Source organism: uncultured Sphingomonas sp. (genome assembly GCF_913778135.1).
Taxonomy (GTDB): domain Bacteria; phylum Pseudomonadota; class Alphaproteobacteria; order Sphingomonadales; family Sphingomonadaceae; genus Sphingomonas.
This window is the reverse complement of sequence record NZ_CAJYVU010000123.1, coordinates 1-10,736: the sequence shown is the minus strand read 5'-3', so window position 1 is coordinate 10,736 and position 10,736 is coordinate 1. Positions and strand designations below refer to the sequence as shown.

Below are 10,736 nucleotides of genomic sequence, written 5' to 3'. Positions count from 1 at the left end.
CCTGACCTGCATCGATTGCTCGTGCGTCGCTTCCGACAGATTGTCGACGACCGGTGCAGTAGCAGCGTTAGACATTATGCAGCTCCTGACGAACCGCGGCGTGCGCGACCTCGGGTGACACGGTCAGACCCGCCACCTTGGCGACGAGTTCCTGCACCGTCTCCGCCGCGATATCCTGCACCTTGACCATCGCCGCCGCCTTCGCGTTGCCGATGGCGAGATCGTGGTGCGCGATGCGCTCGTTCAACTGCTCGTCGACTGCGTGCAGCTGCGCCTCGCTCGATTGCGACGCGCGCGACTTGGCTGCGGCGACTTCGGCCTGCGCAGTGGCGCGTGCCGCATCCATGTCGGCCTGCCACGCCGCCTCGGTCGTCGTCGCCTCGGCGCGGGTGCGCTCGGCAGCGGCGAGATCGTCGGCAACCTGACGCTCGCGCAGATCCATCACGCCCGTGACCCTGGGCACCATCATCTTGCCGATCCCGAAATACAGGATGCCGAAGGTGATGAGCAGCCAGAAGATCTGGGACGCGTAGGTTGCGGCGATCTGACTGATTTGAGGCATGGCAGTCCGTTTATCGTACCCGCCGCGCCTGCCCGAAAGCACACGTGGCGGATCGGGAAATCAGGCGACGAACACCAGGATGATCATCGTCACGAAGGCGAGCAGGCCGAGAAGCTCGGCACCCGCGAAGCCGATGAAGAGGCGACCCTGCTGGCCGTCGGCCGCGCCCGGGTTGCGCAGCGCGCCTTCGAGGAAGGCGGCGAACACGTTGCCCACGCCCAGGGCGGCAATGCCCATACCGATTGCAGCGAGACCGGCACCGAGCAGCTTAGCGGCATTTGCGTCCATTTTGATATACTCCCAGTTCAATTCAATTGGTGATCGGAAAGTCACGAAAGTCACACCCTTACGCACATGTGCGCGCGAGGACGTTCCAGGAAATCAGTGCAGGTTCACCGCGTCGTTCAGATACACGCTGGTGAGCAGCGCGAACACGTAAGCCTGGATCGCGGCGACCAGCAGCTCAAGCAAGGTGATACCGAGCATCAGCACGAAGCTGGGCAGCGACACGATCGCGACATATCCCGGCCCGAGGTTGATGCCGTTGATCACGAACGCCGCCAGCACCTTGAGCAGGATGTGACCCGCGGTCATCGCGACGAACAGTCGCAGACCCAGGCTGAACGGGCGGACGAGGAAGCTCATCAGCTCGACCACGAAGATCAGCGGGATCATGATAACCGGCGTGCCATGCGGCACGAACAGGCTGAAGAAGTGGAAGCCGTGGCGACCGAAGCCGACGATGAGGACAATCGAAAAGCTGATGATCGCGAGCACGCCGGTGACGGTCAGGTGGCTCGTCACGGTGAAGGGGTGCCAGCCCGGCACGATGCCGACCGGCATCAGCCCCAGGATGTTCGCGAACAGGATGAACATGAACAACGAGAAGACGTAGGGAACGAAGCGCTTGCCCTCCGGGCCGATGTTCGAGGTCAGCATGTTCTGCACGAACCCGGTGAAGCCCTCCACCGCCGCCTGCCAGCGACCGGGCACCAGCTCGCGCTTCATTCCGCCGAGCATGAACAGCCACAGCGTCACCAGCGTGATCACCATCCAGAGCGCCGAATTGGTGAAGGACAGATCATAGCCCGCCACATTCCAGCGCAGACCGAGCACGGGCTCGATCAGGAACTGGTGCATCGGATCGATCTTGCCGCCTTCTGCCGCCACGTTAGCCCCTTGTGCTTCCCACATACGCCAAGCGCCCGTTTATTCCGGGCGCTTGGTCGTCAACCGAATGATCTGCCTGAACGCCACCGCAATCCCGAGGAACAGCGCGACGATCAGCGCCCAGGGCGTGGTGCCGAACCAGCGGTCGATGAGCCAGCCGATCAGCGCCGAACCGACGAGACTTCCGATAAGGGCAGCGAGTACGCGGTTGCCGAGCTGATAGCCCGCCTCTCCGTCGTCACGCACCACCCCCGTGCGTTTCGCTTCGTCCCTGCGAGCCCGTTCCAGTCGCTGATCCAGCGAGGCGAGCCGCGGGTCCTCCGCGCCGTGGAAATCCTGTCCGGGACCATTATCCGCCACGCGCCAACCCTCCACATCGATCAAGCCGGGGAGGTAAAGCGCACGGTGGGCAAGCGACCCCGCCAAGGCGCCGTCCGGTTAGCCGGGGGGTCGGGGGGTGTCAACCATTGTGACACTCGTCCAAGCCCCGCGATCGCGGGGTGCCGCGCGCGAACGGCGGAGACGATCTCAGATGGTTGGTGTCAAACGCAGCGCGGATCGCGCGTCGGCGCACCGCCGCCGCGGGTTTCCCAGCTACCCGCCGGGGTGCGATACTTCTCGCCCGGCTGCGTCTGCGCGATCAGGTTGCAGCCACTGGTAAACGCGAGCTGCTCGACCGTCGCACCCGATGCCTGCGCCTTTTGCGTGTAGGCGGCCTTCCGCTGAATGTTGATGTTGCTGACCAATGCGCGCAGCTGCGCATTGCCCGCGCCGACCACGCCCAGATAGCCATCGGGCTGCTCGCCCACCTCGCCCGCCGAGCGTGCGGCGGCATAAGCCGGATCGCGCTGCGCGTAGGCAGTACCCGACACCCCCGCCAGCGTCACCGCGGCGGCGAACATCGTGATGGTCTTTGGCGTGAAGGCGATCATGGCTCAAAAAATCCCCGGGTTCTGCTTGATGAGCGATTTGGCGTCATTGTCGAGGCGGTAGACCACCTCCTGCGTCACGTTGATGTTGAGGTTGATCTCGATCGGCTTGGTCGGTGCCGAGATGTTGACGCACGCGGCGTTGATCAAGAGCGTTGGCATCAGGAGCGTTCCGCCCAGAACCGACCTCACCATCAACTCGCGTCGCGCGATTCGCTTCACCCTCGTTGCTCCTGTTACGGTCATGGCACGATCTCGCTTGCGGAAGGCTGAATGGGCGGGACGAGCGGCGCGGTGGTGCTCGCCCCCGTGATCGGCACTGCGCTCTTGGATTGCAGGCCTTCGGGCGCGGTCCGGCGGTTCTGCTCCTCGATCAACTGCTGCAAATTGCGCGCGACCAGCCGCTGCGGATCGTAGAAGCTGGCGGCCGAATCGATCAAACCGCGAAAGGGCGCGCGGATGCGGATGTTGAACAGGATCGGCAGCCGCGTCAGCCGGCGGATGAGGAAGTTCGATTTGGCACCCTCTCCCTGCTTGATCCCGGCGAAGCGTACGTCGGTGATCATCTCGCCCGCGAGCGGCCCACTCATGCCGATGTCGAGATTTCGATAGGTGAGCGATTTCAGCATCTGGAACGCGTAATTGCCCCACAAGCCGAGGTTCTTTTCACTTAGCTCGCCTACATAGGCGAGGCTGCCGCCCGCGCGCGCGGTCAGTCGGCCGTTCTCGATCCGCCCGCCGCTGTCGTCAAAGATCATCGGCAGCACGCCGTCGAACGTGCCGGTTGCGTTCAGGTTCTTGAAGTCGAACTGTTGCAGGAACGCGCCCGCCTCCATGCCTGCGACGCGGAAGGTCAGCCGCCGCTCCTGTGCGCTGGAGAAATCGAGCGACGTCGGCTCGAGCGTCAGCGTGCCGCCCGCGAACGGCCAGGTACCGCTCGACACCTTGATCCGCGTGCCGGGCAGCGTCTGATAGATGATACGCCCGTCGGTGACCGGGACGCCCGGGTTGATCGAGCGGACGGTCGCGACCTGATCCGGCGCGCTTTCCAGCGCCAGCAGGTCGGTGAAGCGGATCGTGCCCGACAATCCCTCGACCGGTCCGAAGGCGGCGGCGAGCGCGGTGTCGCTGGTGGAAAAGGTGCCGGTGCTGGTCACGCCGTCGGCGCTCCAGTTGATATCGCCGCGTCCGCGCACCGTACCGCGCACGTCGGCGATGACGCCGAAGGTCAGCGGCGTGATGAGCTCCGGCTGGAACGCGTCGCCGAAGGTGATGCCCTCGACGCTCAGCACGGCGTGGCCCGCCCCGGTGCCGAGCCGATGATCGATCACGACATCGGCGACCTTCACGCTTCTGGTCGGCTCGAACAACGTGCCCATCGCTCGGATGTCGCCGCCCTTCAGCGTCAGTGTGACCCCGCGCGCATCCATCGGATTGAAGCGCGCGCTCGCCGCCGCATCACGGACCTTGAGCACACCGTTCAGCGCGAGTGCGCCGTTCGCGAACCGCCAACTCCCCTCGCCGTCGCCGAGCAGCAGCGGCACGTTGGCGATCTGCCCGCCCAGACCCGCGAACCGCCCCGTCACACCGTTCTGCGCGATCGTGCCGGTGAGCGCCTGCGCGTCGATCCGCGTTTCGCGCGCGGGCGCACCGATGCGAGCGCGCACGTCCCCGAGGCGAAAACCTCGCTGCCCAAGCGACAACTGCGCCCCCGCTGCCGTCAGCGAGAGCGGCGTGCCACCGATCGTGCCCGACAATTTGGTCGCGGGCAGTTGCGCACCGCCGCTCACACCGCGTCCATCGCGCTCGACCAGTGCGCCGCCAGTTGGGCACAAGGTCAGTCGTGCCGCGTCGAGCCGCAGCGATGAGACACGTAACGAATTGAAGCGAAGCGGCGTACAGGCCGAATTGACGCGCAGATCGCCTCCGTTCCAGCGCAGGTCCAAAGGCATGACCAGGCCATCGACGCGTCCACCGGGCAGCGGGCCCGACAATGCCGCCAGCGCCGTCGCGGCGCCCGAGCGCGCATCGATGCTGTACCGAATGCGGTCGAGCGCGAGCGTAGCGTCCCCGGCGGTGTAGCGCGCCATCTGCGCCGTGCCCGTCAGCGCCGCATCGTCGCCGGCGCGCGCAAAGCGGGCGCTGACCTGCGGCAGCCCGCCGCCGCCCAGCTGGAACGTGCCCGCGCCGGCGATGCTGCCGCCGCTATGCCAACGCAGCGGCTGCTCACTTGACAGCGTCGCGCGCGCGCCGCTGGCGGAGGTAATGCGCACGCGGTCGATTGTGACCCCGGCGCTCGCGTCAGCGACCTGAACGGACAGCGTGGCGCCACCCGACAGGCTGCGTGCGGCGCGACGCGCGGCATCGAAGGCCTGCGCCAACAAGGGCGCGAGCGGCGTTCCTGCCGCGACACCGCCCGTACGCGGCAGGAGGTCGCCGACGTCCGCGCCTCGCACCGCCACTTGCCCCGCATAAGCGGTACGCCCCGAGTCGATACGAACGCTGCCGTCAAAGGCCGCCCGCTGGACCGCGACGCCGCGCCCACGCAGTTGCGCTGCGCGGATCGCCACGGGCATGATCGCGGCACCTTGCGCGCCGCTCGTCAGCGCGACCTCACCATCGAGCGCCGCGGCGCGGAAGCCGCCGTACCGGGCAGCACCGCTGTGCAACCGCGCTCGCGCCGACGAATGCGCGAGATCACCGATGACGACCCGCGCGTGCACGTCACTCGCGAGATCGGCGACCCTCGCGTCGCCACACGCAACCGCGCCCACCCGCAGCGGACCATCGAGCGTGATCGCGGCGCCACTCCCTCGCGGTGCGCCGCCGGTCGTGCGGACGCGACCCGCCCCGCGCAGCGAATTCGCGCCGCAAGCCCCCTGCGCCAGGCGGGGGGCGACCACCGCGTAGCGTCCGTCGAACCCGTCATCGAGCCGACCGCTGCCCGACAGGCTGATGCCCGCCACGCCGTAGGGCGTTTCCAGCCGCATCGCGCCATCGGCGAGCGAGAGGTCGAGTGCGGGCAGCGTCGGCGCGCCGCCGCTGCCTTTCGGGACCAGTCGGTCGAGCGCACCGAGCGACAATTGCCCGTCGCGCAGCCGTCCGCGCACGCGCACACGGCCCGCGCGTACGCCGATCAGATGTGCGCCGTGCAGCCCCACGTCGGTGCGCGTCTCGACCCAGTCTGCGACCAGGTCGGGATGCACCGGATCGCCGATCACGACGTCGGTCAACCGCTGCCGCCCAAACCCCAGATTGCTGATGTGGTAGCGCGCGGGCACACCCTTGCGCGCCAGTTCGCGGTCGATCACCCGCGTCGCAATCGGCACGCGGCTGAGCCACACGCCACCGACCGCGGCGAACGCGAGCGTCGAGCCGGCGACCAGCACACGCGCGCGGCGGCTGCTGACGGGCGATCGCCTCATCTGGTCGTCCGATCGCGCGCTGCTCATGCGCCTGGCAGCATAAGGCGGCGTCGCCCGCGTGCAAATGCCCCGACTGGTGTAAATATCGCCCGATTGCCCGGTGCTGCACGCCGACCTAGCCTGCCCCGCCTATGACGGACACGCCTTCGCTCTTCAGCCCGGGAGCTGTCGTTGCCGAACAGGACCAGCGGCTGCTCGACGCAAAGGGGCACCGCGAGCGGCTGCGCACCCGGTTGCTCGACGATGCGGAGGGGCTGCACGATTATGAGTTGATCGAATACCTGCTGATGCTGGCTATCCCGCGCATCGATACCAAACCGATGGCCAAGGCATTGATGCGTGAATTCGGCGGGATCGGTGCCGCGCTCGCCGCCGATCCCGCGGAACTGCGGCGCGTAAAGAGTGTCAGTGATGCAGGCGTCGCTGCGCTTAAGATCGCGCACGCCGCCGCGATCCGGCTGGTGCGCGCGCGCGCAACCGAGCTGCCGGTGCTGTCGAACTGGCAGGCACTCGCCGATTACCTCCACGCCGACATGGCGCACGACGCGGTGGAGCGATTCCGCGTCCTCCACCTGAACACGCGCAACATGCTGGTGCGTGACGAAGTGATGTCACGCGGCACGATCGACGAGGCGGCGGTCCACGTGCGCGAGGTGATCAAGCGCGCGCTAGATATCGGATCGGCCGCGCTGATCCTGGTGCACAACCATCCCTCGGGCGATCCCTCACCCAGCCAGGCAGACATCCGCATCACGCGCGCGATCGTGGAGGCGGGCAAGCCGCTGAACATCCAGGTGCACGATCACATCATCGTGGGAAGAAACGGACAGACGAGCCTGAGAGCAAAAGGCGTGATCTGACCGCGCGTGAAAACGGCCGCCGGCGTGTGCCGGCGACCGCTTTGTTACCGCTCGCACCGTATCGCTCAGCCGGCCTGTTTGGCGCTGCTGCTGCTGAGGAAGGTCGCGAGTTCGGTCTTGCTCACGCTCGCCGACTTGTCGGTATCGGCCTTGCGGAACGCGGCAGCATTCCATGCCTTGTCGGGCTTGGCGCTCGGATCGGCCTTCGCCTTCAGCGTGTCCATCCAGGTCGCGAACTCGGCCTTGTTGAGCGAGCCCGACTTGTCCTTGTCATAGGTCGGAAATTCGCTGTCGAGGATCGCGGCAACCTGATCGGGCTGGTTGGTGCCCTGCGCCGCTGGCTGTGCCGCGGGATCGCTCGTCGGCGTTTCAGCGGTCTGCGCCGGTGCAGGGGTCACCGCAGCGGGATCGGTCTGCGCGGCAGTAGCCGCACCCGTCGGCACGGTCGTTGCGGCCGGGTCAGCAGTTCCAGTCGGCGCACGTTCAGTTGCCGATGCAGACTGCGGCATTGTTTGCGTCTGCTGCGCAATCGCCGGAGCAGCAATCGTCATCGCGGACGCGAGAAAAACATACTTGAGCATCACCGTCTCCTTTTGGTTCTAACCGTGTGCTGTTAATCGATGTAGGGCGTTGCTTTGACACCTGCAACGATGACTAACAACGTAACAAAGTTGCGCGCGAGCAGCCGTCGCCTGTGAAATCCGCGGATTTGCTTGGATTTAACGGCCTTGCTATCGCCCGCCGCATCGTCGCCGGAGTGCGGTGACCCGTTATTCCGTTGCGATGTGCGGTGCGGTTCTGATCCGCTGCGCCCGCGCCCACTCAAGGAGTTGCCCGCCGTGATCCCTCGTTATTCCCGTCCCGAGATGGCCGCGCTGTGGACCCCGGAGGCGCGCTACCGCATCTGGTTCGAGATCGAGGCGCATGCAACCGACGCGCTCGCCGACCTGGGCGTGGTGCCGAAATCGGCGGCGGAGGCGCTGTGGCGCTGGTGGGCGACCAACCCCGCGATCGACGTGGCCGCGATCGACGCGATCGAGGCGGTGACCAAGCACGACGTGATCGCCTTCTTGACGTGGGTCGCCGAACAGGTCGGTGATGAGGCGCGCTTCATGCATCAGGGAATGACCTCGTCCGACGTGCTCGACACGACGCTGTCGGTGCAACTGGCGCGCGCATCGGACATCCTCATCGCCGATCTCGATACGTTGCTCGTCGTGCTGGAGCGTCGTGCTCGCGAGCACAAGCTGACGCCTACGATCGGGCGCAGCCACGGCATCCACGCCGAACCGGTAACCTTCGGATTGAAGCTGGCCGAGGCGTATGCCGAGTTCCGCCGCAATCGTGAGCGGCTGGTCGCCGCACGCGCCGATATCGCCACCTGCGCGATCTCGGGCGCGGTCGGCACCTTCGCCAACATCGATCCGCGCGTCGAGGCCCATGTCGCCGAGAAGATGGGGCTGACGGTCGAGCCAGTCTCGACGCAGGTGATCCCCCGCGACCGCCACGCGATGTTCTTCGCGACGCTGGGCGTGATCGCCGGCTCGATCGAGCGCGTCGCGGTCGAGGTGCGCCACCTGCAACGCACCGAAGTGCTGGAGGCGGAGGAATATTTCTCGCCTGGGCAGAAGGGTTCGTCGGCGATGCCGCACAAGCGCAACCCGGTGCTGACCGAGAATCTGACCGGCCTTGCGCGCATGGTGCGCGGCTATGTCACGCCCGCGCTCGAGAACGTGGCCTTGTGGCACGAGCGCGACATTTCGCACTCTTCCGTGGAGCGCTACATCGGACCCGACGCGACGATCACGCTCGACTTCGCGCTGGCGCGGCTGACCGGCGTCGTCGACAAGCTGCTCGTCTATCCCGAGCGCATGCAGAAGAACCTCGATCGCATGGGTGGCCTCGTCCACTCGCAGCGCGTGCTGCTCGCGCTGACCCAAGCCGGGGTGAGCCGCGAGGATTCGTACCGGCTGGTGCAGCGCAACGCGATGAAAGTGTGGGAATCGGACGGCGAACGGTCGCTGCTCGACCTGCTCAAGGCCGATCCCGAAGTCACCGCGGCATTGTCCCCGGCCGAGATCGAGGACAAGTTCGACCTCGGCTATCATTTCAAGCACGTCGACACGATCTTCGACCGCGTGTTCGGCTGAGTTCAGGGTAGAATGGCGGCGGGGCGCGGGTTGATGACGACCACGCCACTGCCGTTCGCGTTCTCGGTCACGATCAGCGTGTAGATCTCACCCGCCGCACGCACCTGCGCGAAGGCGGCGGGGTCGGTCGGGGTTGCCCGCCACGCATCGCCATTGCGCCACGTGCGATAGGTTGATGAACCAGCGTAGCGGAACAAGGGCGCGACGTTCAGCAGGCGCGCGACCGCGGCGTCGACTCCGCCGACCGGCGCCTTGGTGAAAACGCTGCACGTCTCCAGCCGCTCGGCTGGCTGGACCACCTCACCGCCCGCGACATGCTCGTCGCGGTCGAGTGCATGTGCGGCCACCACGAGGCCGCGCGCCGGCTGTTCAATGATCCAGCCCGCGCGAGCGGCACGGCGGGCGATCGTTCCCGGACCGGACGCGACGCACAGGCGTGTCGCATCGCGGACGATCTGCGTGGCGGAAGGCGGAGGCGCGAGCGGGTAATCGGCGAGCATGACCATGCGTCCGTTTGTCCCGGCGGAGAGCGCTTAGCAGCGGCATCGAAAAGGAGCAAAGTGCATCATACGATTGCATCAACTGCAAGCAAGATTGTTGCGCACGTTTGTTGCGCGGTGGAGCAACGATCTTCACATCGGCGGCACCGGACAATCCGGTACTGGAGACCTCACATGCGCATGTTCGAAACCGCGGCCAGCACGATGCTGGTGCTCGCGGCACAGGCGCTGGTGGTCGGCGCCATCATTACGACGCTCTGACCTATCGGCCCTCCGCCTTCGCTTTGCTGCGAGGGCGGGTTGGCCGGGTCGGCCTCCCCTTTTCTCCCTCGCACGACTAAGCCGCGCCCATGACGATCCTGGGTGCAGTACTGGCGGGCGGACGCGCGACGCGGTTCGGGCGCGACAAGGCGCTGGCGCTGTTGGGTGAAGCGACATTGCTCGATCACGCACTCGCCAGCCTCGCATCCCATGTCGATGCGCTGGTGGTGATCGGCCGCGAGCAGGCGCCAATGCCCATCGCTCCCGACCTTCCTTCTCCTGATCTCGGTCCGCTCGGCGGGATCGCCGGCGCGCTCGCCTATGCGCAGGATCACGGGCACGCGTCGGTGCTGACCACCGCCTGCGATACGCCGAGCCTGCCGGGTGCGCTCGTGGCGGCGTTGCTGGCGAACGGGGCGGCGCACGCGGCGGAGGCGCCGACCGTCGGTCACTGGCCGGTTCGCTTGCTGGAACCGCTGCTCGCGCACCTGCGATCAGGTGAGAGCCGCTCGATCAAGCGCTGGGCCGCGACGCAGCAGGTGGTCGCGGTGCTGCCCGGTGTCACCGTCGCGAACATCAACACGCCGGATGATCTGGCGCATCTCGCGCCGGATCAGATTCCTCCGGCGGTGATCTGATAGCCCGCATCCTCCAACGCGCGTGTCAGGTCGGCAAGGCAGCGGTCGACCAGCGCCTCGTCGGGTGAACGCACCACGAAGTTCGCGCCGACGCGGCCTTCGCGAAAGAAGGGGTAACTGCCGATCGCGACGCCCTCGTGCGCCTTTTCCGCCTGCCGCAGCGTATCGGCGACCTCGCTCTCCGCCACCCAGCCGCCGATCGACTTCGACACGACCGGACGACCGCCTTCCAGCGTACCCG

12 protein-coding genes and 1 pseudogene are annotated in these 10,736 nt (G+C 66.7%); 3 read left to right on the top strand and 10 right to left on the bottom strand.

The features are described 5' to 3' along the window. Positions 1-67: 67 nt before the first annotated feature. From QZ847_RS11500 to QZ847_RS11470, 7 genes are all read right to left on the bottom strand, one after another. Complete coding sequence (locus tag QZ847_RS11500; RefSeq protein WP_093005534.1) at positions 68-562, bottom strand: ATPase; 495 nt, start codon at positions 560-562, stop codon at positions 68-70. 60 nt (positions 563-622) lie between these two features. Beyond that, positions 623-850, bottom strand: a complete 228-nt coding sequence (locus QZ847_RS11495) for a F0F1 ATP synthase subunit C (RefSeq protein WP_019515901.1) — start codon at positions 848-850, stop codon at positions 623-625. Between the two features lie 93 nt (positions 851-943). After that, positions 944-1,732 carry a F0F1 ATP synthase subunit A gene (locus QZ847_RS11490; protein WP_093005532.1) on the bottom strand — a complete coding sequence of 263 codons (789 nt, stop codon included), beginning with the start codon at positions 1,730-1,732 and terminating at the stop codon, positions 944-946. A gap of 39 nt (positions 1,733-1,771) precedes the next feature. Next, positions 1,772-2,092: an AtpZ/AtpI family protein gene (locus QZ847_RS11485; RefSeq protein WP_245708373.1), complete on the bottom strand. Its 321-nt coding sequence runs from the start codon at positions 2,090-2,092 to the stop codon at positions 1,772-1,774. 182 nt (positions 2,093-2,274) lie between these two features. Next, entirely contained in the window at positions 2,275-2,664 is a 390-nt protein-coding gene (locus QZ847_RS11480; RefSeq protein WP_294356602.1) for a YdbL family protein, read from the bottom strand. A gap of 3 nt (positions 2,665-2,667) precedes the next feature. Next, entirely contained in the window at positions 2,668-2,823 is a 156-nt protein-coding gene (locus QZ847_RS11475) for a YnbE family lipoprotein (RefSeq protein WP_294356601.1), read from the bottom strand. Between the two features lie 80 nt (positions 2,824-2,903). Then, positions 2,904-6,086 (bottom strand): YdbH domain-containing protein, encoded by a 3,183-nt coding sequence (locus QZ847_RS11470; RefSeq protein ID WP_294356599.1) that lies wholly within the window; start codon positions 6,084-6,086, stop codon positions 2,904-2,906. A gap of 131 nt (positions 6,087-6,217) precedes the next feature. On the opposite strand from QZ847_RS11470, the gene radC reads away from it, so the two are divergent. Next, the gene (radC, locus tag QZ847_RS11465) at positions 6,218-6,946 is read left to right on the top strand and encodes a DNA repair protein RadC (protein ID WP_294356597.1); all 729 of its coding nucleotides are present in this window, start codon (positions 6,218-6,220) and stop codon (positions 6,944-6,946) included. Between the two features lie 65 nt (positions 6,947-7,011). Here radC and QZ847_RS11460 read toward each other — a convergent pair whose 3' ends face one another. Then, positions 7,012-7,527, bottom strand: coding sequence for an EF-hand domain-containing protein (locus tag QZ847_RS11460; protein ID WP_294356595.1), 516 nt, complete (start codon positions 7,525-7,527; stop codon positions 7,012-7,014). Positions 7,528-7,785: 258 nt separating this feature from the next. Here QZ847_RS11460 and purB point away from each other — a divergent pair, with 258 nt between their 5' ends. Next, a complete protein-coding gene (gene purB, locus QZ847_RS11455) occupies positions 7,786-9,096 on the top strand; it encodes an adenylosuccinate lyase (RefSeq protein ID WP_294356593.1) in 1,311 nt (436 codons plus the stop codon). Between the two features lie 2 nt (positions 9,097-9,098). Here purB and QZ847_RS11450 read toward each other — a convergent pair whose 3' ends face one another. Further along, a complete protein-coding gene (locus tag QZ847_RS11450) occupies positions 9,099-9,602 on the bottom strand; it encodes a hypothetical protein (RefSeq protein ID WP_294356591.1) in 504 nt (167 codons plus the stop codon). A gap of 344 nt (positions 9,603-9,946) precedes the next feature. Here QZ847_RS11450 and QZ847_RS11445 point away from each other — a divergent pair, with 344 nt between their 5' ends. Next, positions 9,947-10,495, top strand: coding sequence for a molybdenum cofactor guanylyltransferase (locus QZ847_RS11445; RefSeq protein ID WP_294356589.1), 549 nt, complete (start codon positions 9,947-9,949; stop codon positions 10,493-10,495). On the opposite strand, the pseudogene QZ847_RS11440 reads toward QZ847_RS11445, so the two are convergent. Continuing rightward, a pseudogene (locus QZ847_RS11440) lies at positions 10,471-10,736 on the bottom strand (competence/damage-inducible protein A); the annotation flags it as partial. The gene QZ847_RS11445 and the pseudogene QZ847_RS11440 overlap by 25 nt on opposite strands.

Bases quoted from the DNA above. Each gene is read 5' to 3' on its own strand.
- QZ847_RS11500 (WP_093005534.1), bottom strand. From the start codon at position 562: ATGCCTCAAATCAGTCAGATCGCCGCAACCTACGCGTCCCAGATCTTC.
- QZ847_RS11495 (WP_019515901.1), bottom strand. From the start codon at position 850: ATGGACGCAAATGCCGCTAAGCTGCTCGGTGCCGGTCTCGCTGCAATC.
- QZ847_RS11480 (WP_294356602.1), bottom strand. From the start codon at position 2,664: ATGATCGCCTTCACGCCAAAGACCATCACGATGTTCGCCGCCGCGGTG.
- QZ847_RS11475 (WP_294356601.1), bottom strand. From the start codon at position 2,823: ATGCCAACGCTCTTGATCAACGCCGCGTGCGTCAACATCTCGGCACCG.
- QZ847_RS11470 (WP_294356599.1), bottom strand. From the start codon at position 6,086: ATGAGGCGATCGCCCGTCAGCAGCCGCCGCGCGCGTGTGCTGGTCGCC.
- radC (WP_294356597.1), top strand. From the start codon at position 6,218: ATGACGGACACGCCTTCGCTCTTCAGCCCGGGAGCTGTCGTTGCCGAA.
- QZ847_RS11460 (WP_294356595.1), bottom strand. From the start codon at position 7,527: ATGCTCAAGTATGTTTTTCTCGCGTCCGCGATGACGATTGCTGCTCCG.
- QZ847_RS11450 (WP_294356591.1), bottom strand. From the start codon at position 9,602: ATGGTCATGCTCGCCGATTACCCGCTCGCGCCTCCGCCTTCCGCCACG.
- QZ847_RS11445 (WP_294356589.1), top strand. From the start codon at position 9,947: ATGACGATCCTGGGTGCAGTACTGGCGGGCGGACGCGCGACGCGGTTC.